At 58.5% G+C, this 24,816-nt stretch carries 20 protein-coding genes; 11 read left to right on the forward strand and 9 right to left on the reverse strand.

The annotated features are described in order from the left end of the window. The first annotated feature begins 83 nt into the window (after positions 1 to 83). From L5849_RS04950 to arcC, 8 genes are all read left to right on the forward strand, one after another. Positions 84 to 2,105 (forward strand): ribonucleoside triphosphate reductase, encoded by a 2,022-nt coding sequence (locus L5849_RS04950; RefSeq protein ID WP_236924672.1) that lies wholly within the window; start codon positions 84 to 86, stop codon positions 2,103 to 2,105. A 7-nt stretch (positions 2,106 to 2,112) separates the two neighbouring features. Beyond that, positions 2,113 to 2,847, forward strand: a complete 735-nt coding sequence (locus L5849_RS04955) for an anaerobic ribonucleoside-triphosphate reductase activating protein (RefSeq protein ID WP_236924673.1) — start codon at positions 2,113 to 2,115, stop codon at positions 2,845 to 2,847. Positions 2,848 to 2,875: 28 nt separating this feature from the next. Next, positions 2,876 to 4,045: a 5-demethoxyubiquinol-8 5-hydroxylase UbiM gene (gene ubiM, locus L5849_RS04960; protein WP_236924674.1), complete on the forward strand. Its 1,170-nt coding sequence runs from the start codon at positions 2,876 to 2,878 to the stop codon at positions 4,043 to 4,045. Between the two features lie 268 nt (positions 4,046 to 4,313). Beyond that, complete coding sequence (locus tag L5849_RS04965) at positions 4,314 to 5,594, forward strand: hypothetical protein (protein ID WP_236924675.1); 1,281 nt, start codon at positions 4,314 to 4,316, stop codon at positions 5,592 to 5,594. Between the two features lie 13 nt (positions 5,595 to 5,607). Next, a complete protein-coding gene (locus L5849_RS04970; RefSeq protein ID WP_236924676.1) occupies positions 5,608 to 7,053 on the forward strand; it encodes a YfcC family protein in 1,446 nt (481 codons plus the stop codon). 36 nt (positions 7,054 to 7,089) lie between these two features. Next, on the forward strand, positions 7,090 to 8,319 hold the full coding sequence (locus tag L5849_RS04975) for an arginine deiminase (RefSeq protein WP_255703938.1): 1,230 nt from the start codon (positions 7,090 to 7,092) through the stop codon (positions 8,317 to 8,319). A 52-nt stretch (positions 8,320 to 8,371) separates the two neighbouring features. After that, complete coding sequence (argF, locus tag L5849_RS04980) at positions 8,372 to 9,373, forward strand: ornithine carbamoyltransferase (RefSeq protein ID WP_236924678.1); 1,002 nt, start codon at positions 8,372 to 8,374, stop codon at positions 9,371 to 9,373. Between the two features lie 4 nt (positions 9,374 to 9,377). Next, complete coding sequence (gene arcC, locus L5849_RS04985) at positions 9,378 to 10,295, forward strand: carbamate kinase (RefSeq protein ID WP_236924679.1); 918 nt, start codon at positions 9,378 to 9,380, stop codon at positions 10,293 to 10,295. A gap of 35 nt (positions 10,296 to 10,330) precedes the next feature. On the opposite strand, the gene L5849_RS04990 is transcribed toward arcC, so the two are convergent. Next, the gene (locus L5849_RS04990) at positions 10,331 to 11,284 is read right to left on the reverse strand and encodes a DMT family transporter (protein WP_236924680.1); all 954 of its coding nucleotides are present in this window, start codon (positions 11,282 to 11,284) and stop codon (positions 10,331 to 10,333) included. A 188-nt stretch (positions 11,285 to 11,472) separates the two neighbouring features. Beyond that, positions 11,473 to 12,762, reverse strand: a complete 1,290-nt coding sequence (locus L5849_RS04995; protein ID WP_236924681.1) for a cyclopropane-fatty-acyl-phospholipid synthase family protein — start codon at positions 12,760 to 12,762, stop codon at positions 11,473 to 11,475. 218 nt (positions 12,763 to 12,980) lie between these two features. Here L5849_RS04995 and L5849_RS05000 point away from each other — a divergent pair, with 218 nt between their 5' ends. Genes L5849_RS05000 through L5849_RS05010 form a run of 3 tightly spaced genes read left to right on the forward strand, consistent with a single transcriptional unit; the run spans position 12,981 to position 15,139 of the window. After that, a complete protein-coding gene (locus tag L5849_RS05000; RefSeq protein WP_236924682.1) occupies positions 12,981 to 13,310 on the forward strand; it encodes a DUF2933 domain-containing protein in 330 nt (109 codons plus the stop codon). 1 nt (position 13,311) lies between these two features. Further along, the gene (locus L5849_RS05005) at positions 13,312 to 13,965 is read left to right on the forward strand and encodes an isoprenylcysteine carboxylmethyltransferase family protein (protein ID WP_236925070.1); all 654 of its coding nucleotides are present in this window, start codon (positions 13,312 to 13,314) and stop codon (positions 13,963 to 13,965) included. Between the two features lie 37 nt (positions 13,966 to 14,002). Further along, positions 14,003 to 15,139 carry an NAD(P)/FAD-dependent oxidoreductase gene (locus tag L5849_RS05010; protein ID WP_236924683.1) on the forward strand — a complete coding sequence of 379 codons (1,137 nt, stop codon included), beginning with the start codon at positions 14,003 to 14,005 and terminating at the stop codon, positions 15,137 to 15,139. Between the two features lie 91 nt (positions 15,140 to 15,230). On the opposite strand, the gene L5849_RS05015 is transcribed toward L5849_RS05010, so the two are convergent. The 7 genes from L5849_RS05015 to L5849_RS05045 all read right to left on the reverse strand — a co-directional run bounded on the left by L5849_RS05015 (position 15,231) and on the right by L5849_RS05045 (position 24,459). Further along, positions 15,231 to 15,377: a hypothetical protein gene (locus L5849_RS05015; RefSeq protein ID WP_236924684.1), complete on the reverse strand. Its 147-nt coding sequence runs from the start codon at positions 15,375 to 15,377 to the stop codon at positions 15,231 to 15,233. A 288-nt stretch (positions 15,378 to 15,665) separates the two neighbouring features. Further along, entirely contained in the window at positions 15,666 to 17,084 is a 1,419-nt protein-coding gene (cls, locus tag L5849_RS05020; RefSeq protein WP_236924685.1) for a cardiolipin synthase, read from the reverse strand. A gap of 298 nt (positions 17,085 to 17,382) precedes the next feature. Further along, positions 17,383 to 17,865, reverse strand: a complete 483-nt coding sequence (locus tag L5849_RS05025) for an RNA polymerase sigma factor (RefSeq protein WP_236924686.1) — start codon at positions 17,863 to 17,865, stop codon at positions 17,383 to 17,385. 258 nt (positions 17,866 to 18,123) lie between these two features. Next, on the reverse strand, positions 18,124 to 19,125 hold the full coding sequence (locus tag L5849_RS05030) for a hydroxyacid dehydrogenase (RefSeq protein ID WP_236924687.1): 1,002 nt from the start codon (positions 19,123 to 19,125) through the stop codon (positions 18,124 to 18,126). Continuing rightward, positions 19,122 to 21,521, reverse strand: a complete 2,400-nt coding sequence (gene ppsA, locus L5849_RS05035) for a phosphoenolpyruvate synthase (protein ID WP_236924688.1) — start codon at positions 21,519 to 21,521, stop codon at positions 19,122 to 19,124. Before ppsA ends, L5849_RS05030 begins: the two co-directional genes overlap by 4 nt. Positions 21,522 to 21,628: 107 nt before the next feature. Further along, positions 21,629 to 22,855, reverse strand: a complete 1,227-nt coding sequence (locus L5849_RS05040) for a cation:proton antiporter (RefSeq protein ID WP_236924689.1) — start codon at positions 22,853 to 22,855, stop codon at positions 21,629 to 21,631. Beyond that, the gene (locus L5849_RS05045; RefSeq protein ID WP_236924690.1) at positions 22,852 to 24,459 is read right to left on the reverse strand and encodes an L-lactate permease; all 1,608 of its coding nucleotides are present in this window, start codon (positions 24,457 to 24,459) and stop codon (positions 22,852 to 22,854) included. The genes L5849_RS05040 and L5849_RS05045 overlap by 4 nt, the downstream gene beginning before the upstream one ends. Positions 24,460 to 24,816: the final 357 nt, after the last annotated feature.

Consider the following 24,816-nt stretch of genomic DNA (forward strand, 5'->3'; position numbering starts at 1 on the left):
GAGGTATATTTGCGGCGGCATCATACCATATATTGAGTTAGCTCCGGCTCGATCGATAGCAACTCACACTCAGGGAGTTCGCCATGACCATGACCACCAAGCAATTTTCGATGGAGAGCACCGCTTCGGGGTCCTCGTCGGTCTCCCTGTCCGGTTCTCCGCTCGACACGCTATTCTCCGGACGGTCGATCGACTGCTCCGAAACGGTCGGCGAGTACATCACGGGCGCGGACTGGCGCATCAAGGCCAATGCCAATGTCGGCTATTCGCATGCAGGCCTGGTCAGCAATGTCGCGGGCAAGGTCATCGCCAATTTCTGGCTCGACGAAATCTACTCGCCGGCGGAAGGCAATGCCCATCGCCAGGCCGATCTGCATATCCACGATCTCGACTGCCTGACCGGCTATTGCGCGGGGTGGGCGCTGCGCGCGCTGCTGAACGATGGGTTCAACGGCGTACCGGGCCGCGTCTCCTCGCGCCCGCCGCGCCATTTCCGCGAGGCGCTGGGGCAGATGAGCAACTTCCTCGGCATCCTGCAATCGGAATGGGCAGGCGCACAGGCCTTCTCCAGCTTCGACACCTATCTCGCGCCCTATGTCTTTTACGACCAGCTCAGCTTCACCGAGGTCAAGAAGGCGATCCGCCAGTTCGTCTACAACCTCAACGTGCCCGCGCGCTGGGGCCAGTCGCCCTTCACCAACATCACGCTCGACATCGTCGTGCCCGAAGACCTGCGCAATCTTTATCCCACCTATCGCGACCTGCATCTGTTCGACGGTATCGAAGACGATACCCTGATCGCCCGCGCACAGGCGCGCGACATGGGTATCCGCACGCTCGACGATCTGCGCTTTGTCCATTTCGAACCCGAAATGGAGATGATCAATATCGCCTATTACGAAGTAATGACGGAAGGCGATGCCGGGGGCCAGCCCTTCACCTTCCCCATCCCCACGGTCAACATAACCGAGGATTTCGACTGGGACAGCAAGGTCGCCACCGCCATTTTCGACAACGCGGCCAAGGTCGGTTCGTCCTATTTCCAGAACTTCATCGGCAGCCAGTTCATCGTCGACCCGGAGACCGGCGAAAGAAGGCGCAATCCGGAGGCCTACTCCCCCGGCGCGGTCCGTTCCATGTGTTGCCGCCTGCAACTGGACCTTCGCGAACTGCTGAAGCGCGGCAATGGCTTGTTCGGCTCGGCGGAGATGACCGGATCGCTGGGCGTGGTGACGATCAACATGGCCGCGCTCGGCTATCGCTTCAAAGGCGATCTGCCCAGCCTGATGCGCGAGCTCGATCGGTTGATGGATCTCGCCAGTTCGACGCTGGAAAAGAAACGCGCCTTCGTGCAGCAGATGTACGATCGCGGGCTCTATCCCTACACCGCGCGCTACTTGCCGTTCCTGCGCAACCATTTCTCGACCATCGGGGTCAACGGGATGAACGAGATGGTGCGCAATTTCACCAGCGATGCGTCCGACCTCGCCGATGAACGCGGCATCGCCATGGCGCTCGATATTCTGGAGCACATGCGCCAGCGGCTGGTCGGCTATCAGGAGCGTACCGGCAATCTCTACAACCTCGAAGCCACGCCCGCCGAAGGCACGACCTATCGCTTCGCCAAGGAGGATGTGAAGCGCTTCCCCGATATCATCCAGGCGGGCAGCGGAGAGAATATCTACTACACCAATTCCTCGCAGATCCCGGTCGATCTGACCGACGATCCGTTCGAGGCGCTGGAGCTGCAGAACGATCTGCAATGCAAATATACCGGCGGCACGGTGCTGCACCTCTACATGAGCGAAAAGCTGTCGAGCGCGGATGCCGCGCGGTCTTTCCTCAGGAAGGTGCTGACCAATTACCGCCTGCCCTATGTCACACTGACCCCGGTATTCTCGGTCTGCGACACGCATGGCTATCTCGATGGCGAGCAGCCCGAATGCCCCACATGCGGAGAGCGAACCAAGGTCTGGACGCGGGTGATGGGCTATTTCCGCCCGGTCGACAGCTTCAACAAGGGCAAGCAGGGCGAGCACCGGGCGCGGCGGCATTTCACCGAGGATGCGGCCAGTGTCGGCAACCTCTTCACCGGGATGGAGTGAGGGGACAATGACGCGGTGTGCCACGGCGCAGGGCGAAGGGGCGGTGGAGGGGCGAGCCATATCCCCCTTCCACGCGATCACGCCCTTCACCATGCTCGATTATCCGGGCCGCATCGCCTGCATATTGTGGATCGCCGGATGCAATATGCGCTGCCTCTATTGCCACAATCCGCAGATCGTTACCGGCAAGGGCACGATCGGTGAGGAGCAGGCGCTGGCATTCCTGCGCAAGCGCAAGGGCCTGCTCGAAGGCGTGGTCTTTTCCGGCGGAGAGGCGACCAAATGGCCCGGCCTTGCCGCCTTCATGGCCCGGGTGAAAGCGCTGGATTACGCGATCAAGCTCGACACCAACGGCCTGAGGCCGGATGTGATCGCGCGCTTGATCGAGAGGAACCTGCTCGACCGGGTGGCGCTCGACTACAAGGCCCCCCGGCATAAATTCCGCACGGTCACCGGGGCGAGCGTCTTTGCCCGCTTCGCCCGCTCGCTCGACCTGCTGTGCGGGCAGGATCGAATCGCGGTCGAAGTGCGCAGCACCATCCATTCGGATCTTCTGGGCGAGGACGATATCCTCGACATGGCCCGCGACCTTTCCCGGCGCGGCTATCGCGGAACCTATGCCCTGCAACGAGCGATTGCCGGGCCGGATCGGCCCACATTGGGCGACCTGCCTCCCAATACCCACCCCTTCGACACCGTGCGGCTGGCCCGGCTCAGCCCGCTGGAGCTTACCGTGCGCTGACCCCACTTCGAAACAAGGATATGCACCCATGACCCATTCCGCGCTGATCGTCGGCGCAGGCCCGGCCGGGCTTGCTCTCGCCATCGGGCTCGCCAAGGCGGGCGTCGCCGTGACACTGGTGGAACGACAGGCTGAGGACGAGCTTGCCGAACCCGCTTTCGACGGGCGCGAAATCGCCCTGACCCATGCCTCGATAGCGGCGCTGAAACGCCTTGGCGCGTGGGACCGGATCGGGGCGGACGCGATCCACCCGCTGGCCGAAGCGCGTGTGTTCAACGGCGCATCGCCGCTGGCCCTGTCTTTCGCACCGGGCAGATTGGGCACGCGCCAGCTCGGTTCGCTGGTGTCCAATTGCGACATCCGCCGCGCCCTGTTCGCGGCGGCGCGCGAGTTCCCCTCCATCGAACTGGTCAGCGGGATCAGCGTCGCGCGGGTCGCCACCTGCGAGAACGAGACACGCATATGGCTGGACGATGGCAGCGACCGGGCCGCCTCGCTCCTCGTCGCTGCGGATTCGCGCTTCTCGGCCATTCGCGGGCAACTCGGCATTTCTGCCCGGATGAACCGGCTGGGCAAGTCGATGCTCGTCGGGCGCGTCGCCATCGAGCGCGATCACGGGCAGGTCGCCACCGAATGGTTCGACCACGGGCAGACACTGGCCTTGCTGCCCCTGGGTGAGGGACAGGCCTCGGCGGTGGTCACACTCCCGGACGGGCAGGCGCAGCGGCTTGCCGGGCTGGATGAAGATGCGATGGGCGCGGAGCTGACCCGCCGCTTCGCACGGCGCTTTGGCGAGATGCGGATGCTGACGCCGCTGCATCTCTATCCGCTCACCACGACCTATGCCCACCGCTTTATCACGCAGCGCTCCGCGCTGGTCGGCGATGCGGCAGTAGGTATGCACCCGGTAACCGCGCATGGCTTCAACCTCGGCCTGACAGGGACAGAATGCCTGTCCCGCATTGTTGAGTCCGCGCTCCGGCGTGGATTAGACCCAGGCCACTCGGATCTCTTGCGACGCTATCAACGCGAGCACCGCGCTGCGACATGGCCGCTTTATACAGCGACCAACGCGATTGTCGGCCTATATACCGACGAGCGTCGCGCGGGACTGCTCGCTCGCCAGCTAAGCTTCCGGGCTGCCCGCTTCGCCCCCGCGCGCAAAGCAGTCTCGCGGATGCTCATGCAGGGGGCGTGACGGTAGCCTTTGCTCGCGGATTGCGTTCTTGGGGATACCCGGTCGCATCCGCTTTTTTAGGATTCAAATGACGTAAGAGCGTAATGTCTCGGACGTCTCGACGTCATTGCCTGTGCAGAGTGGCCATCCGGTCGGCTTCGTCCAGGGAAACGATTAGTTGCAGAACCTCCGAAATCACCATCCGCCTCGTGTCTCACCTGCTCCACCTCAAGGGGCGGCCATTTGCACCTATCGCCGCTTGCGATGTGTCGGATTTGGGGCGTTCGTATTGGCCGCCATGTCGATGGCGCCTGCTCAGGTCGCTGCGCAAACGACCGTTTATGAGACAGAGGAGTTCTCACTGGACGTCGGCCTCGATGCGGCAGCCGTGGTTTTCATACAGAACAACCCCTGGTTCGGCGAGGCGGAGGCCAATATCGGCGTCGACACCGACGGATGGACTGAATTCGCGATCGAACCGCAGCTCTATCTCACCGTTCCTCAAGTTCTCGGCGGAGAACTGACTGCCGGCGTCTCAGTTGTAGGCACCAAGACCATTGGCGAAAGCGCCGAAGGCCTCGGTGTCGGCTTCGACAATCCTTCGGCGACGACCATTGAAAAGCTCTATCTGGGTTGGCGGGGCGATCTCGGTCAAGGAACCGTGCTCGATCTTAAGGCTGGCGATTTTGATTATCAGATCGGGACCGGGTTCTTGATCAAGGATGGCGGCCGCGATGGCGGTGACCGCGGAGGCTTTTATCTCGGTGCTCGCACTGCGTCGCGCGGCAGTGTGCTTGCCCAGATCTCAAATGGTGGCTTCACTTTCGAGACATTCTGGCTGGGAAACAATCCCGGCCGCAGCGGTGTACGCGCGCATGTCGGCGGTGCCAATGTGGAATATTCGCTTTCCGATCGAACATCCGTCGGGCTGACGTACATCCAGGTTGGGCATTTCGATGATGCCATCGCGGCAAATACGGTGGAAGAACTTAAAACCTATGACGTCAGGGTCTCTGTTGGCCTCGCGGAAGGACTGACACTGTCCGGTGAATACGCCCGTCAGAGTGGGGCCGAAACTTATGATGGTCTGGGCTGGTACGTCCAAGGTGACTATCTCTTTGACAAGGTACCTCTCGAGCCCACGCTAACCTATCGCTACGCGGTCGTGTCGGGGGATGATCCGCGAACGGTAAAGAACGAGGGATTCGTCCCTCTCGCCTACGGCTTCACCGATTACGGACAGTGGTATCAAGGCGAGATTACGGGAAACTGGATCTTCGCGAATTCGAACCAGAAAACGCATATGGTCAAAGCCGCCGCTTCGCTAAGCGAGCGTCTCTCGCTTAGCGGCTCGTGGATTAATTTTACGCTTGACGAGCCTGGTCAGCTTGGCGTGCTCGACGAAGATTTCGGCAATGAGTTCAATCTTTTCGTAGATTGGCAGGCAACCGAAGAATTGTTTTTGTCAGTCGCTGGCGCGATCATGGTTCCGAGCGATGGGGCCAGGCAGTTCACGGGCGGTGACCGCACTTGGTCGCACGTGATGCTCTATGCTTCGGTATCGTTCTGAAAGGGTCCCAAGCATGACAAAAAATGGCGCACGCACTCCCGAATCCCGCAAAGCCTGGCGTTTTGCCTTTCCCACCGCATACACGATATTGTTTGTACTCATTGCCCTGGTCGCGGCGGGCAGTTGGATCGTGCCTGCGGGCGAATACCAGAGGGCCGAGAATGCGGAACTTGGCCGCAGCGTTCCAGTTCCTGGAACATACGAACCCGTTGCCTCAAACCCGCAAGGCATTGTCGACGTCTTCATCGCGCCAATCGCCGGCTTCTACAATCCCGACAGCTATGAAGCCCAGGCCATCGATGTCGCTCTCTTCGTTATCATCCTCGGCGGATTCCTCGGTGTTGTAACGAGAACTGGAGCAATCGATCGCGCGATCGAGCGAGCTATGGCCGCACTCAGGGGGCGCGAGGTTTGGATGATCCCCATCTTGATGGCGTTCTTCGCTGCAGGGGGAACGACATATGGCATGGCGGAGGAGTCGCTCGCCTTTTACGGTCTTCTCATCCCGGTCATGCTGGCTGCCCGGTTTGACTCCGTGGTTGCAGTCTCGGTAATCTTGCTCGGTGCAGGCGTGGGCGTATTGGGTTCAACCATCAATCCCTTCGCCACCGTCATCGCTTCCAACGCGGCAGGTGTGCCCTTTACCTCGGGTTTAGGCCTACGCCTTTTCATCCTCGTCGCGGGATGGGCTGTGTGTTCCGCCTATGTCGTACGTTACGCGCTGAAGGTACGAGGCGATCCTTCGAGATCTATCGTTGCCGACGAAAGCGATTCAATCGCGGCGCGCTTCAAGAGCGAAGATCACGATCCGACAGCGCCTTTGACCTGGCCCCAGACTCTCACTCTCATCATCTTTGCAGCGACATTTGGCGTAATGATCTGGGGAGTCTCCTCGCAGGGTTGGTGGATGGATAAGATGTCCGCTCTGTTCATCGCCGCCGCCATCCTAGTCGGGGTTGTGACGTGGATCGGCGAAAAAGGGTTTGTGGAGGCATTCATGGAAGGCGCGAAGGACCTATTGGGCGTCGCGCTAATCATCGGCATTGCCCGTGGAATAGTGGTCGTCATGGATGCCGGGAAAATGACCGACACCATCCTTCATGCTGGCGAGCAAGCCCTGAGCGGGCTCGGTGCGGTGGGCTTTATCAATACCATGTTCGGGATCGAACTGGGTCTCTCCTTTCTCGTTCCCTCTTCTTCCGGTTTGGCCGTACTCAGCATGCCGGTGCTGGCGCCGCTTGCCGATTTCTCCGGCGTGGACCGTTCGCTCGTGGTTACGGCATACCAGTCTGCAAACGGGCTGGTGAACCTGATCAATCCCTCATTCGCCGTGGTGATGGGCGCACTCGCAATCGGCGGCGTTCCGTACCAACGATGGCTCAAGTTCATGTGGCCGCTGCTTCTCACCCTCGCGCTGTTGATCATGGGCGCGCTCAGCTTCGCCGTCCTGATCGGCTGAAACACCATTCCCCGTTCCAAGAAAGGACCGCATTTTATGACAGGCTTTGGCGTTCACTCCGAGATCGGCAAATTGCGCAAGGTCATCACCTGCCAACCCGGATTAGCTCACTCACGTCTGACGCCGGCCAACGCCGATGCGTTGCTCTACGACGATGTTTTATGGGTTCAGGAGGCACGCACGGATCATGCCGACTTCCGCATGAAGATGAGCAACCGCGGTGTCGAAGTATACGAATTTCACGATCTGCTGAAAGAGGTTGTGGAAATACCCGATGGACGGGCCTGGCTACTTGATCGCCGCATTTCGGAAAATGAGGTCGGTCTCGGCATGCTCGGGGAATTGCGGGCTTGGCTCGACGAGCTCCCGGCTGCGCAGCTGGCGGTGTTTCTCATCGGCGGCATCGCTGTCCATGAACTGCCCTTCGAAATGCATGACATGTTCGGAAGCTATCTCGGCCCTGACGGCTTTGTCATTCCGCCTCTGCCGAATACACAGTTCCCTCGCGATAACAGTTGTTGGATCGGTAAGGGCCTGACGCTGAACCCGATGTACTGGCCCGCGCGACGCCCGGAGACTCTGCTCGTTGCCGCCGTCTATAAGTTCCATCCAGCTTTTGCCGGAGGCGACTACGGTATCTGGTGGGGCGATCCAGATTTGGACCACGGACCCGCAACGTTGGAAGGCGGCGATGTGATGCCCTGGGGAAATGGGACGGTCCTCATCGGCATGGGCGAGCGCACTTCCCCGCAGGCTGTCGGTCAGGTCGCCAGAGCCCTGTTTTGCAACGAAGCCGCATCGCACGTCATCGCCTGCCAGTTGCCCAGAGCGCGTAGTTCGATGCACTTGGACACAGTCTTTTCCCATTGCGACCGCGACGTCGCAACGGCCTATGTCGAGGTATGCGACCAGATCCAATGCTACAGCCTGCGACCCGGCGGGAACGGCAATGAAATAGATTTTCGCAAGGAAGAGAAGCATCTTTTCACCCTTGCGGCCGAGGCAATCGGACTGAAAAAGCTCCACATCGTCCAGACAGGAGGCGATGCTTACACACAAGAGCGCGAGCAATGGGATGACGGAAACAATGTCGTGGCCATCGAGCCTGGCGTCGTGCTCGCCTATGATCGAAATACCTCGACGAATACGCTTCTGCGCAAGGCAGGAATCGAGGTCATCACCATCAGGGGCTCGGAGCTCGGTCGCGGTCGTGGTGGTGGCCATTGCATGACTTGCCCTGTTTGGCGCGACCCGGTCGATTTTTGACCGAATCTCTCGATCCCGCACCACTTTCCCCTCCTTTCGAACGAGAGAAATTATGGCTTACAACCTCAAAGGCCGCAGCTTTCTGAAGCTGCTCGATTTCGATCAGCGCGCCATGCGCCATCTGCTTGACTTGGCACGCGACCTTAAACGGGCAAAATACTCCGGCACCGAACAGCAACATCTGAAGCGCAAGAACATCTGTCTTGTTTTCGAGAAGTCTTCGACCCGTACCATGTGCGCCTTTGAAGTGGCCGCAATGGATCAGGGCGCAGGCGTCACGTATCTCGGCCCCACCGGTTCCCAGATCGGGCATAAGGAAACGATGAAGGATACAGCGCGCGTGTTAGGTCGCATGTATGATGCGATAGAATATCGCGGGTTTGGGCAAGAGAAGGTCGAAGAACTAGCGGCTTTCGCCGGAGTGCCGGTGTTTAACGGATTGACCGACGAGTTCCACCCGACGCAAATGCTGGCCGACCTCATGACCATGCGCGAGCATGCCGATAAACCGCTATCCGATATCTCCTACGCATTTGTCGGTGATGCACGTAGCAACATGGGCCACTCCCTCATGATTGCTGGATGCCTCATGGGTATGGATGTCCGCATTGCGGCGCCCAAAGTGCTCTGGCCATCGCGCGATTACCTGGACCCCGCTGAGGCTTTGGCGGAGAGATACGGAGCGCGTCTGACGCTGACCGAGGACCCGGCCGAGGCTGTCGCTGGATGCGATTTCGTGAACACCGACGTCTGGGTGTCGATGGGCGAGCGGGACGAGATCTGGAAAGAACGGATCAAATTGTTATCTCCCTATCAAGTAAACGCTGATCTGATGAAAGCGAGTGGAAAACCTTCGACCAAATTCATGCATTGCCTGCCTGCCTTTCACAATATCGACACCACGGTCGGAAAAGATATATTCGAAAAATTCGAAATTGCCGAAATGGAGGTAACTGAAGACGTTTTCGAATCCCCTGCAGGAATTCAATTTGAACAGGCAGAGAACCGGCTTCATACGATAAAAGCAGTTCTTGTCGCCACGATCGGGGATTGACCCCATGCGGATTGTTGTAGCACTTGGCGGCAATGCGCTGCTGCAGCGTGGGGAAGCCCTAACGGCAGCCAACCAGCGCGAGAACATCCGTATTGCGGCGGCCGCCTTGGCGCCGCTCGCGGACGAGCACGAACTGATCATTTCTCATGGCAACGGACCACAGGTAGGTTTGCTGGCTCTTCAGGGAGCGGCCTACAAACCCGAAGAGGCCTTTCCGCTGGATGTCCTCGGCGCGCAGACCGAAGGGATGATCGGTTATATGATCGAGCAGGAGCTGAGAAATCGGCTACCGCCGGACAAGCCGCTTGCCACGATGCTAACCATGGTGGAGGTCGAACCGGACGATCCCGCCTTTGGCAACCCAACCAAGTTCGTCGGTCCGGTTTACGCCGACAACGAGGCCCAGCATTTGGCCCGCGAGAAAGGCTGGGCGATAAAACGCGATGGCGAGAATTTTCGCCGGGTTGTCCCCTCCCCCGCACCAAGGCGCATTGCAGAAATAGCTCCCATCCGCTGGCTTCTGGACAAATCGGCTATCGTGATATGTGCCGGAGGCGGCGGAATTCCGGTAACCCGTAGCCCGGACGGCCTCGTCGTCGGGGTAGAGGCGGTGATTGACAAGGACGCGGCAAGTGCTTTGCTGGCGCACAATCTCGATGCCGATTTGCTCGTGATGGCAACGGATGTTGATGCCGTCTATCGCGACTGGGGCCAAACTACTCAGCGACGCATCCAGTCCGTAACGCCAGGAACAGTCGACGCCTATGAGTTCCCGGCAGGATCGATGGGACCCAAGGTCCAAGCTGCGGTGGATTTTGTCACTCGAACCGGGAAAAGAGCTGCAATCGGAGCGCTGACAGAGCTAGGGGCTGTGATCGCGGGACAAGCCGGGACAGCGATCATACCGGATGAACGCTCTTAGTATTCCGGGCACACACCCGGCTGGAAATCTCACCATCATATGCCGCTCTGATCTCGTTCTTCGCTAACTGCGCCTCGCCGCTGGAATGATCCCTCATCGGCGTTTCCCGAGTTCGGGGTGGGCTTTGGCAGGCGAGCGCTCGTCAATATCACACCTGCGGTCGCGATGGCGGTCCCCAGCGCCATCAGCGGCGTGACACGCTCGCCGAAGAATGCGACGCCAATCGTCAGTCCAAACACGGGAACAAGAAAGCTAAAGACATTGGCATGTGTAAGCTCGATCTTCCCGAGCGTATATTGCCATAGCCAGAAAGCGATAGCAGTTCCGGGAATGCTCAGGCCTGCAAGGCTTGCGATGAACCGAAGTGACCAGTCAATTCTTGCGGGGTCTTCGGTCAAGCTCGCGATAAGCGCGAGCGGAACGGCCCCAATCAGGAGTTGTAGCCCCATGGCTACAGCCGCATCGGCTTTCTTCGAGATTTTTTTGATAGCGATATTGCCCACAGCAACACCCGACGCAGCCAGCAGGACATAAGCCAGCCCCTCGAGCGAGGACGATCGGTTTCCGTCTGCGATCTGCGGTGCCCCAATGACCGCAATGCCCAGGAAACCGATACCGAGGCCGATCCAGCCCTTTGCGGACAAGCGCTCCTTCAGAAGGAGAAACGCCAGAACCGCCGCAATGAGAGGTTGGCTATTGGCGATCACCGTCGCCAGACCCGGAGCGACGAACTCGGCAGCGTGGAACATACCGTAATATCCAAGCCCGGTCATTCCGAAGCCCGCGAGCGAAATCCATCCCCACGTCGGCCCGTCACGCGGCAGAGGTTGGCGTAGCAGCGCGGCAAATCCCACAAGCGTCATCCCCGCGATCACTGCGCGCAGCGCGGCGAAGGTGAGATGAGGTGCGCTATCAAGCCCAATCGTTATCAAAGGATAGCAAGATGCCCACAACACCATCACCAGAGCAGCGGAGAACCGGGCGGGCATGAATATCGTCGCTATATTTTGCGAAGGGAAACGGGGAACGCCGCGCCGCCGCCCGGTACAAACCGTTTGACCGTACGTCGACATGCAAGCTTGATGGCTCGATATAACCGAGAATTGTCCTGCCCCAAACCACCCCCCGGAGCATCGCTACGCGGCGGATGACATTTCGATCGATCCTTGACCACCATCTAGCTCGCGCCAGCGTTGGCACAGCGCCGGTTCCCGAACTCCAAAGCCGGTTCACTCGCTGGGTCCGACTGGGCATCGCCTGTGCGATTATACAGATAATCGCGTGTCAATGGCACGGCATCGCGCTGTAGACTGAGCTGCAGTTGGAAGACCATCAGATCGCCGTTTCTGAACATCATCTCGCAGGCCGCCAAATAGTACTCCCACATGCGGCAAAAGCGCTCGTCGAACATGTCCACCACGGTCCCGCGCCGCTGTTGAAAGCGCTCATACCAGTGCCGCAGTGTTTCAGCGTAATGGAGGCGGAGTATTTCGATATCAGCGACCCACAGCCCTGCACCTTCGACTGCAGCAAGGGTTTCCGAAAGAGAGGGGATATATCCGCCGGGGAAGATGTATTTGCTAATCCACGGATCTCTCCCTCCGGGTGGGGTCCGACGACCGATCGAATGAACTACCGCGATTCCATCGGGCGCTAGATGCTGGCTGATAGACCTGAAGAACGGCGCATAACTGGGCGGGCCGACATGTTCGAACATGCCTACAGAGACAATCCTGTCGAACTTACCACCGACATCGCGGTAATCGCAAAATTCGAACGTCACCTGTTCATCCATTCCGCTTTCGGCTGCTCTTGTTCGAGCGCGAGCGAGTTGTTCTTCCGACAGGCTTATACCGGTGACATGCGCATCGGAACTTGAGGCAAGGTCAAGCGCCAGGCCGCCCCAGCCGCACCCGATGTCGAGTACGCGCGAACCCGGCTCCAGCATAAGCTTGCGCGCGATATGATCTCGCTTGGCAGTCTGCGCTTGCTCGAGGGAGTGGCACCCATCGCTAAAATAGGCGCAAGAATACTGCCAGTCCTCATCAAGAAAGAGCTCGTAGAATTCGTTGGAAACATCGTAATGGTGCGCAACATTTTTCGCGGCACGCCCCCGACGGATCGCGGTCAAGGCCGTCGTCAGTTTCGAAAGCGAGGCCCGAAGCCGCTCAAAAGGCATACGATCGAGCGCATCGAGACCGGACGTGACAATGGCCAACAGGTCCCGAACGTCGCCTTCTTCGACAGTGAGCGCCCCATCCATATAGGCTTCCCCCAAGGCGAGCGAAGGACGAATCATCAATTTGAGTGGCAGGGTCGAACTGTGAAGTCTGATCGTCACCGATGGTCCGGACGCACCGGAATCCACGTTTCGCTTCCTTCCCTGAGCGTCGATGATGGTCAGGCGTCCGCGCCGTAGCAGGGCCTTGAGCGTAGGTGTGATCAGCCCAAGAAAGCTGAACGTCATAGTGTTACTTGCTGTCCGTCCCCGTTCCATACCGGTCCTCGAGTTCATATTGGCAGTGCCAGTTCAAGGACGCCAGCATGGGACGTTGCTTACAGTACGAGTCGCGCGCGTTGCGATCGGGACGAGGATGTAAGAGCGCTGTAAGAAAGTCGATGATCGACCGTCTATCATCCCAAGCCCTAAAAACTGGGCAAGGTAGACGTTGGAAGACCTAGATTATGGCGCACGAAACGCCCGAAGGGCAAAAACCGCTGATGAAAACGAGGGCAGGCGTTTCGCTGATCGCGTTTCTCGCGGTGATCGGTTTCCTACTCCTTTTCGAACACCGCGCGCACATTCCGGGCAATTATCTGGTTCTTGGCGTGCTGCTCGCTGGCTGCATGATTATCCACCTGTTCATGCACGGCGGTCATGGCGGCCATACATCAGGCGATCCGCACGGGGAAGGTCACGCCGACCGGACGATATCCGGTGACGGTGCTCCTGGAAAGCGGATCGCACACAGTACAGAAAGAGACCCTGCCACCAACGATGGGGAGGCGCGCTGATATGAGTGGCTCGTCTTACGGCCTGTGGATCTTGGTCCTATTCAATTCGGTAATCTTCATCCTGTTCGCCTTCAGCTTCTTCAAGCCGCGAACGGGGCGAGACTGGCGCTCTTTCGGAGCGTTCAGCGCTTTCGTTATCGCGCTTTTCACAGAAATGTATGGCTTTCCGCTCACGATCTATTTTCTCTCAGGCTGGTTGCAGAGCAACTACCCGTCGGTCGACTGGCTCGCACACGATTCCGGACACCTATTGGAGATGCTGTTCGGATGGCGCGGCAACCCGCATTTCGGACCTTTCCATCTTCTGAGTTTCGGGCTGATAGGCGGAGGGTTCATTCTTCTGTCCGCCGCATGGCGCGCACTTTATCAAGCCCAACGAACCAACACGCTCGCATCGACCGGCCCTTACGCCCGAATTCGGCATCCGCAATATGTCGGCTTCGTGCTCATCATGCTGGGATTTCTGGTGCAGTGGCCCACGCTCCTGACGCTGGCGATGTTCCCAATCCTGGTCGTCATGTATTGGCGTTTGGCACTACGCGAGGAACGCGAAGTGGCAGCCGACTTCGGCGAGGAATACCGTCAATACAGGAACAGGGTTCCGCGCTTCATCCCGAAATGGGATGCCATCATGCCAACCGGGCAAGGTTCATGAGCGCCGCGCGTGCGCGCCTGATACCCAGACAAGGCGCATGACGGACACCTCACCCGTCACAGTGGTTGGTGCAGGCCCGGCCGGGCTTTCCGCAGCCATCGTGCTCGCACGAGGAGGTCGTGAGGTGATCGTGCACGAATGGCATTCTCAGCTCGGTTCGCGCTTCCATGCCGATTACCAAGGGCTGGAAAATTGGAGCACGACGACGGACGTCTTGCTCGATTTTCAAAGGGCCGGGATCGAACCGGAGTTTCTCGCGCACCCTGTCAAAAAGGGATACGGCTTCGACGCCGAAGGCACGCGACACGAACTCTCTTCCGATCGCCCTCTTTTTTATCTCGTTGAACGCGGAGGCGGTCCCGAAAGCCTGGAGCAGGGCCTCCTGAAACAAGCACAGTCGCTCGGCGTCGAGGTACGCTTCGATAGCCGTGTCGAGACCGTTACCGGGTCGGCAATTCTCGCTGCGGGACCGCGCCGGGCAGACATCATTGCCTCTGGATTTGTATTCGACACAGACATGGCCGACGGGGCCTTTATCGTATTCGACGACGATCTCGCCCCGTCTGGATACGCTTATCTCCTGGTCCACCGTGGGCGCGGGACCGTCGCCAGCTGTCTATTTTCCGATTTCAAGCGACAGAAACTCTATGTGGAACGTACATGCGCGTTCTTTGCAAACACAGCCGACCTGAAAATGATGAACCCACGGCCGTTTGGCGGATTCGGTAATCTTCGATTTCCTCACACGGGACTGCAAGGGGGACACCCTGTCATAGGCGAACATGCCGGCTTTCAGGATGCTCTCGCCGGGTTTGGGCTGCGTTACTCGGTTCTTTCCGGCGTTCTCGCCGCCCGCAGCCTCTTGGAAGGCAGAGACTATCAGGCGCTTTGGCGAGGCAATCTTTTGCGCGGCATGAAGGCTTCGATCGTCAATCGATTTCTCTTCAACACGGTAGGCCGCAGGGGGCGAGGTTTCGTCACAAGGAAACTGCTTGGCGGCGATACGGTGCGGTTCCTTCATAGCCTCTATTCGCCATCACTGCTGCATCACGCTCTCTATCCGATCGCCCGACACCGCTTTCGGGCGAGCCTTCGAGATCCGAGCTGCGATCATCAAGACTGCTCCTGCGTCTGGTGCGAACATGGTCTGGGAGACAATCATGAAAATCACTGATCCCGTATGCGGAACGACCATCGCGCTGGAAACCGTCGAAGCTCATATGGAGTTCAGGGGATGGTCGTATTTCTTCTGCTCGAGGGCATGCCTAGAGCGCTTCCAGCGTGAACCGGACCAGTTCGTCGAGGAGCGGAGTGGAATTCCGCCCACGATCCGAACAAGCGGTTGAAGGGACAGGAGGCTGTTTCGCCAGCGGCAGCCGTGCATCCGACAGGTCTTGCTCCCAGATTCTCATCGGCGCCGTCCCCGGCCAACATATATCCCTAAGGTGCCATCTCATCAGGAGACTGAATCCGACCGACTTTCGCAAGCAAGCGACATCATCCGGGTTCAGCGCAGCGGTCCGTGGACTATCCAACGCCTGCGATCAAACTTGTGGAGTGATCGACTTGTACCCTCCGGCGTCTTCGCATCATATCGGCCGATTATTAGGTGGGCATCGAGGACATGCCCCCTGATCGGTGGTATCAGCCTCACCTTCATGGGTCAGGCGCAGGGAGTGGCGACGTGCGGAAGAATATCGCTACAATAGTGGACTGAACAACCGCGCCAGATTTTCGGTGAAGCGCATATAGGCCGGTCGGCCTTGCCATTCCGCAGGTGTAAGCAGATCACTTCTGGCCATGTTGGCCTCGTTCTCCGCCTGAACACGCTGCGCGAAGGCCCTATCATATACAATGATACCGGCTTCCGCATTAAGTTCGAGCGATCTCAGGTCTACGTTCATGGAACCGACCAGGCACAATTGTCCATCGACATGGACATGTTTGGCGTGCAGCAACCCATCCCTGTAGAGATAGATTTTGGCACCTGTACGCAGCAGGTGATCGAAAAACGAGTTTTGAGCGAGCTCAACCAAGCGATGATCACCTTTCGCAGGCAGAACAAGCGACACGTCAACGCCGCGCAGCACAGCCGCTTCCAAAGCCAGGACAAGGGCTTGGTCGGGAACGAAGTACGGCGTCGTGATGACAATGCGTTTCTGTGCAGCGTGAATGAAGGCATCCAGAAGAAGGCGGAACACGTAACCATCATATTCGGGTCCACCCGCAACGAGTTGCGCATGGGCCGTTCCAGACGCATGGCCATGTAGAAAGAGGGAGTCTTGTGTCAGCGCTTCTCCTGTCTCCAGAAACCAATCCGTAGCGAAAAGTGCCTGAAGCTGCACCACAATCGGCCCTGCGACGCGGACGACGAATTCCTTATTCCGGGAACCGTCCGATTGTTCGGCTCTGATGATGTTTTGCGAACCGATATATCCGACACGCCCATCGATTATGCCGATTTTGCGATGATTCCGCAGATCCGGGCGCACGGACTGACCTCCCCAAAAGGAAATTGGAAGCGCGCGTCTGACCTCGATCCCACAGGCCCTGAGCTTGCGGATAACACGGCGCGCCCACCAAAAGGAGCCGAGGGCGTCGATCAGAACGCGACATCGAACCCCGCGCTGGGCCGCAGATCGGAGCGCCGCACTAATCCGTCGCCCAACCGCATCGTCGGCAAAAATGTAAGTCGTGAGATGGATGTGGTCAGTCGCTGACTCGATATCCCGCACGAAGCTATCGACGAGCGCGTCATAATCCGGAACAACATCGATGGAGTTGCCCCCGACAGCCGGAAATGTTCTGGCCTGCTCGATCAGGCGTGCCGTTGGAGTGAGGTCTTTGGCGAGCTCGGGCGAGGAGCAATGGCTCGACATCGAAATGTCACGATGCGCAGTTTTCAGCAATCGCCGCGCCTCTTCCAGACGCCTGCGGCGGCGTGACAAGGCGACGGGGCGGACGAAGCACAGCGAGAGGAGTAGAGCGGGGATCGGGAAAACGAGCATCAGCGGCAGCCATGCGCGGGTCACCGCAGCGGGTGCGCGCAGGACAGCGGCAAGCAGGATCGCGATGCGTGCGATCCAGTCAATTACAAGATAGAACGCTATCGTCGACATGGGGATTGTCTGTGGCCGTGCGCGAAAGCCCCGTTAAGCGACGAATCGAATATTTCATAAGTCGCTACATGCACTGGGAGGAAGAGGCAGCACACCGAGCGGGATGCTGCGCGCCTCACGGACGCTGCGCAAGCTTGGATTGCCGTGCTGGAAAAAGGAGCTCGACAGGGCCGATGCTCTCCGGTCGATTCATGTGATGATTTGATCTGGAGGAATCGTTTGCGCACATAAGGCGTACCGGCACCGTCGCCATTACACTCCTCTCGCCATGCATTGGTTGGCGGCGTTCCGGTCTTCATCACACATGCAGCGCTACCGGACTATCGGCCAAAGCGTTTCGAAACGCAGCGCGCGCGCGATGCAGCCGTACCGCCAGATTGTTGGGAGAGATTGAAAGCTCTTCGGCAACTGCAGCAGGTTCGTGTGCACTTAAATCAACCTGCCGAATGAGCGCCGCGTAGCCCGGCCTCATCCGTGAAAGTGTATGCTGGACGACAAATTCCTCATCCAGCCAAAGCGTCTCTCCCGGCTGGTCGGCCAGGCTACCCACCCCTTCGTCCAAAGAGACCGTCCGCGCCCGCAAGCGGCTTGCCTGTCGATAATGGTCGAGAAGTGCCGTTTCGAACAGCCGCCGCAGCCAACCGTGTACGGCCCGGGTATCGCGCAGCTGCGTTGCGCGTTCGAGCGCTTTGAGGCAGAAGCCGTGAAGAACATCATCTGCTTGCGACAGATCGCCTATTCGTTTGAGCGCCAGTCGGCGATACATGGGGTAATCGACCAACAAGATTCTTTCAACGACAGCCCGCGCTCCTGCTGCCGGTTCCGTTCTCTTTTTCGCGCTACCGTGTCGTTGTGTACAGCTATTGCACTCAAGCATGACCCTCCCCCCGACGAATTGGTGTATCGGTTTCAGATACGCAGAGGCGAGCTCCAGCCCTCAAGAAATTCGGCCGAGTGACCAACCAAGAATTCGTACTGATTGATGATCAAGCAAATCCTCTCACCAGTAATTCCGAATTTTGGTTTGAGTTCACGACACTTAGATCACCAGATTCTGTCCAGATCCGCGAGCAAAATTATCAATATTGGCGATTGTGGTATCGATAATGCGCGCGAAAGCTTCATGTGTGTTGTAAGCGATGTGAGGGGTGACAATCACATTGGGAAAACGCAGCAGCACATGATTTGCCACGAGCGCCTCCAAATTGTCTTTGCCCAACGCAGGGCCGCGAAAGACCTCCGCTTCTTCGCGAATGAGCGGCTCTTGCGGCAGCACATCCAGCGCTGCCGCACGTATTTTTCCGTTGGCAAGCGCGCGTACCAGAGCTGGAACTTTGACGATATTGCCCCGCGCCGTATTGATCAGAAGCGCCCCTGATTTCATCTGATCGAACTCGGCATCCGAAATGAGGTTTTCCGTTTCGGGCGTGGCTGGAAGATGCAAGGTTACGATGTCGCCCTTGGCCAGGAGTTCACCGAATGAGACATACTTAAATCCCAGCTGGTCTGCGAGGCTCGCGACTGGCTTGAGATCATAAGCGATCACCTCCATTCCGAAACCGCGCGCGATCTCGATCGCGCGCAAACCAATGCGCCCTGTACCTACGACACCCAGTATTTTGCCGCGCAGCTCGATGCCGCGCAGATCATCCTGAGTGAAGTCTCCTCGCCTCGTCCGATCAACGGCGGTAACGACATGTCTGGCAGCAGCCAGCATCAGCGCATAGGTGTGTTCGGCAACCGTCACGTCACCATAATCGGGCACATTGGCAATCGCGACATCGTTCTGCGAGCACCAATCAAGATCGATATGATCATAGCCTGTCGAACGCGTCGCGATGAGTTTCAGATCGGCGAAGCAAGCCAGCACATCGCTTGAAAGCCGCGAATTGATGAAGGTGCTGATCACATCGGCATTTTCATACTTTGCCGCCTCGGATGCAGTGAGCCGCCCTTTGACACATTCGACATCGTATTCGCCGACAAGGCGGCGGCACGCCTGGACCTCCCATTCTTCCGCCTCGAAAATGACGACTTTCACGAGTGCTTTCCTTTCTCAAGCCGAGCTTCTGCCTCAGCAACCACGCCCAGAGCGTTTACAAAGCTGTCCGGATTCAGCGAAATGGAGTCGATTCCCTGCTCGACCAGGAAAGCCGCGAAGTCGGGATGGTCGCTCGGCGCCTGACCACAAATGCCGATCTTGATACCCGCCGCATGGGCCTTGGCAATCGCTTCCGCGATAGCGTGTTTGACCGCGTCGTTGCGTTCATCGAATTGATCAGCCAACAGGTCGGAATCGCGGTCGATTCCGAGGACAAGCTGGGTCAGATCATTCGATCCGATGGAAAATCCGTCGAACCGGCGCGCAAATTCTGTGGCGAGAAAGACATTGGCCGGAATTTCGCACATCATGTAAATCTCAAGACCACCCTCCTCGCGTCGCAAACCGTTTTGCGCCATCACTTCCAGCACGCGATCAGCCTCTGCAATGGTCCGACAGAAGGGTATCATGACGATGAGATTGGTGAAGCCGATCTCATCGCGCACACGCTTGATCGCGCGGCACTCAAGTTCGAACCCAGACCGATAACCGGGACTGTAGTAGCGCGAGGCGCCGCGCCACCCAATCATCGGATTCTCTTCATCAGGCTCGAAGGCTGCACCGCCGAGCAGGTGGGCGTATTCATTGGTCTTGAAATCGCTGAGGCGGACGATCACGGGTTGCGGATGAAATGGGGCAGCGAGTTTCGCAATACCCAGCGCCAGCGTGTCGACGAAATACTCTGCAGGGTCTTGAAAGCCCCTCGTCAATTCGCTGATCGCAGTCCTTTCTTCAGGATCGACAACACGCTCAGGCTCGACCAGGGCCATGGGGTGCACCTTGACGAGATGGTTGATGACAAACTCCATTCGCGCCAAGCCTACGCCACGCGCGGGAAGGCGCCACCAGCGCATTGCAGCGGCCGGACTGGCGATATTGAGCATCATATCCGTGCGTGTTTCGGGCAGCTCGGTGAGGTCGATGTCGGTCGCTTCGAACGCAAGTACCCCATCATACACCACACCGCGGTCTCCTTCGGCGCAGGATAGCGTTACCATCTGCCCGTCCTGAAGAAGACGGCTCGCAACTTGACTTCCCACGATCGCCGGCACACCAAGCTCGCGACTGACGATAGCGGCATGGCTCGTCGTTCCACCATGGTCGGTGATGATGCCAGCCGCACGCTTCATGATCGGGACCCAGTCGGGGTCCGTCATCCCGGTGACGAGAATCGCTCCATCGCGAAAGGCACCAATCTGCGAAGCGTCACGGATCGCACAGACTTCGCCGGTGGCGATTGCCTCTCCAACTGCCGCCCCGGTAAGGATCGGCTCGGCGCGTTCTTTGAGCCTGTAACTGACGAGCTTTCCTAGCTCTTGGCTCGCCTGCACCGTTTCGGGGCGAGCCTGAACAATAAACAGTTCCCCACTTTTACCATCCTTGGCCCATTCCATGTCCATGGCACGGCCGTAATGTTCCTCAATGATCTTTGCGCAACGAGCAAGCTCAAGAACTTCGCTGTCGGTCAGAACGAAAGTTTCACGTTCACGGCGCGTGGTTCTCTTGGTTAGGGTCCTCACGCTACCGCCGTGAGCATAGACCATCTTGCGCTCTTTGGCGCCCAGGCTCCGCTCGATGATAGGAGCGAGGCTTTCTCGCTCGAGAAATGGCTTGAAAACCCGAAAAGTGTCGGGATCCACTGAACCCTGGACAACCGTTTCGCCCAGGCCCCACGCGGCACTGATGACGACAACGTCAGGGAAGCCCGTTTCGGTGTCGACAGAGAACATGACCCCCGAACCCGCAAGGTCAGAACGTACCATGCGCTGAATACCGACCGACAGGGCAACGCTCATATGATCGAAACCCTGAATCTCCCGGTAGCTGATAGCCCGATCGGTGAAGAGCGAGGCAAAGCAGCGCCGGCACGCATCAAGCAACGCGCGTCTTCCGCTCACATTGAGAAAGGTTTCCTGCTGGCCCGCAAAGCTTGCCTCGGGAAGATCCTCGGCTGTTGCGCTACTTCGTACGGCGACGCCAAGGGCCTCCTGTCCTGCACGACGCGAGAGCGAATCGTAAGCGTCGCCGATTGCCCTCTCGATTGCCGCTGGAAAAGCGCCTTCGAGAAATGCGTGACGGATCGCGGCTCCTGCCTCTTGGAGTGATGCGCGTCCCTTATCGAGCGCTTCGATCCAGCGCCTTATTTCCGGCGCGATGCCGTTTTCCTCGACATACGCGCGATAGGCATCTGCCGTCGTTGCGAAGCCTCCTGGAACCCGGACTCCTCGCCGCGAGAGCGCGCCCACCATCTCACCGAGAGAAGCGTTCTTGCCGCCGACGAGCTCGACATCTGCCTGACCGATTTCCTCAAACCAAGCGATATAGACATTGCTCATGATTTTCTCCGGATTGGAAGCTTGCTATTTCGGCCGGAGCCCTTCGCGGATGGGCGATTTGGGCGCCCCGGAGCCGTCCATTTTGAGACGGGTTTTGTGGCCCCACATTACAGTCCAGAATTCTCATCGTTCCGGAAAAGAAAGCGCAGGCCAATCGGCGTGAGTATGGTCGTGACGAGCGCCATGAGCACGAGAGCGGAAAACAGATTAGCAATCACGGGATCCGGATGATCGAACAGCCCGGCTTCTAAAGCGATACTGACAATCACCAGTTCAACCGCGCCGCGGCCGCTCATGCCGATGCCCACTCCCAACGCCTCTTTGCGCGTAAGTCCCGACAACCAGGCGGGGACGCCCGCTCCCAAGACTTTTCCGAGAAGCGCAATGACGATTAGCGAGATGACGAAGCCGGGCATGACTGTCAGAGCCGCAAAGTCGGCTCGAATGCCAATCGAAACGAAGAAGAGCGGCGCGAACAGACCAAGCGTCATGTCGCTTGTGGTCGCCTTGAGGCGCGCAAATCGCGCGGCTCCAAGATTTTTCGCGTCGAAAAACAATCCGGCCACGAATGGCCCCAAAATGAAATCCAAACCGAGCATCTCGGCAAGTCCCGAAAACGCCAGCGCCAGCAAAAGCAGGGCAGAAAATTCGGAAGCCGGGACCCTTAGCCGCGCGACGAAATCGGCTATCCTAGACGCCGCAAAATATCCGGTCGTGCCTGCTATCAGAAAAAAGAGCGCGGCCTTGCCAACGACCCAAATCATGGCCTCGATGCCTGGAACACTTCCCATGGTGATCGCTCCGACCAGAAGCGCCAGCAAGACCAGGCCGGCCACATCATCGAGTATTGCGGCCGCCACCACTGTACGGCCGGTCGAGGTGTGCAACATACCCAGATCCATGAAGACGCCGATGGCGACCGGTACCGCAGAGATAGCGAGCGCCACCCCGACCAGAAGGGCCTGGACGAACAGTAGCGGATTCTCGGGAATGACCACCCATGCCAAGGCGAAGCCGAGCGTTAGCGGAACCACCACGCCGCCAAGCGCAACTCCAACCGAACGTGCTGAATGTCGAAAGAGCTCACTTGGCGCGATTTCAAGCCCGGCAAGCAGCAACAGGAAGAATATGCCAAATTCCGCAGCGAGATCGAGGAAGGTGCTGTCGGCAAGCTCAAGGAGGAATGAGGCATTTCCATAAAGGGCCGCAAGTGCGAGCAGGAGTCCGGCCAATATCTCGCCAACGAGCGCCGGTTGACCGAGCCGGGCTGCCACTTCGCCGAGAAATCTGGCCAGCAAAAGCAGTAGAATAAGATGGATCAGATGGTCGATCATGTTGTGATGCTCATAAGGAACATTGCGAAAAGACCTACAGCTCCCGCATATCCGAGCATCGGGATTAGCGTCAGTCGGATGATTGCTCCCTCGCGGCCCGACAAACCGACTATGGCAGCTGCGGCGACCACGTTCACCACAGAGACCATATTACCGGCACTCGCACCCAGAATTTGGGCCGCCAGGACAATGTCAGGCCGCAAGCCGCCTTGGTCGGCGGCGGTCAGCTGAAATGCCGCGAAGGTCATGTTGCTGAACGTCGCGCTACCAGACAGAAAGCTACCGAAGGCACCGATGAATGGGGCGAAGAATGGCCAGCGCGAAGCGGCGGCATCGACCGCGAGACCAGCCAGCGCCATCGGCATACCGTCCAATCCGACGCCATTATCGGCAGAGTGCACAAAAACACGGACCATTGGCACGGCGGCGGCAAGCGTCAGTCCGCTGGTCATTGTGGCCTTAATCGTTGCGCGCCCTGCACGGACGATCTTCCTATTCTCAAGGGAAAGCACCCCGATCGCGACCAGGGCTGCAATGACGAACATGGTGCCCGGTAAGTAGAATGGCGCAACCGACGCATTGATCGACGTCCCCAAGATGGAGGTCCAACCGATCGTCACAGTTTGAAGAGCCTCCTTGAACGGCAGGAGCTCTATCCGACTCAACAAGAGTAGCACGGTGAGAGACAGATAGGGAACCCAAGCGTGAAGAAGCGATAGGGACGAGGTCTTCACGGGGTGTATGGTACCGCGCGCACCAACAAGAGCAGGTGAAAGAAGCAGGCCACGCCTTGCGATCGGCACCACGATCATGATCGCGATGAGCGCGCCAGAGAGTGTGGCAAGTTCTGGACCGAGAAAGCTGACCGCGAGAAAGGCTGGCAGCGTGTACGCACAACCGGCAATCAGCGCGAAACGCCAGTAGCCCAGACCACTGCGCCAGGTTCGCTCATCGGAGAAAATTCGCGAATAGATGAGGATCAATACGAAGGGTACGAACGAACCAACCAAGAGATCGATGCCAGCCGCCGTCACGGCCGCGCGTTCAACCAAACCTGCGGGTATCTCGCCTGCACCGCCTTGATTCAGTCCTTGAACAAGTCCGATCGCCACGGGAGTTCCAATCGCGCCAAATGCTACGGGCGTGCTGTTTGCCACAAGCGCCAGCGTCACGGCGCCCAATGGTGGGAATCTCAAGGCAACCAACAGGGGGGCCGTGATCGCCGCCGGCGTACCGAAGCCTGCAGCCCCCTCGAGAAACGCGCCAAAAACCCAGGCTACGAGGACGAGTTGAACACGCGGCTCGGAAGAAATCGACGAGAATCCCTCGCGGATCCTTTGCATCGCCCCTCCCTCTATCAATAGCTTTAACAGAAGGATGGCGCCAAACACGATCCAGAGGATCGAGGCGGCAATCGCCAGACCCTCGATCGATGCCGCAATGATCGTCCGGATGGGCATCCGCCATACCGCGAGACCCGCCACGATCGTAATCACATAGCTCAGAGCCATAGCCTTTGATGCAGACGTCCGGAGACCGACGAGCAGAAGCAAGACGGCCAGCAAGGGCGACAATGCTGCAAGAATGAGCCAACTCGTTATCACGCCCTTCCCAACCCTGAAGATTGTCGACGATAGATCCGACGCGTTTCGCCAATGCGATTCCCAGACGACAACACCAGCCTTGCCTTCAGAGGATCTTCTGGCCGGTCAGACCAGCGCCAAATACAGCCTGATCGTACACTGCGATACGGCAGTGGAAGGAGGTGAGCACAAATCGTAAAATATTTCAGTCATGCGCGTAGTCGAAGTGTACCGTCACGCTTCGAACGCGGTGCATCCGAGGAGGAGTTGAGGGTGATTGGGGCGCTTCCATGTGAGGCGGCCAATCCATCTTGATACCGATTTGGTAGTCGTTCCCCCGGGAAAAGCTTGTGAAGCCACCATAAGTCAAGGCCCCTG

It is taken from the genome of Erythrobacter sp. SN021, from assembly GCF_021864455.1.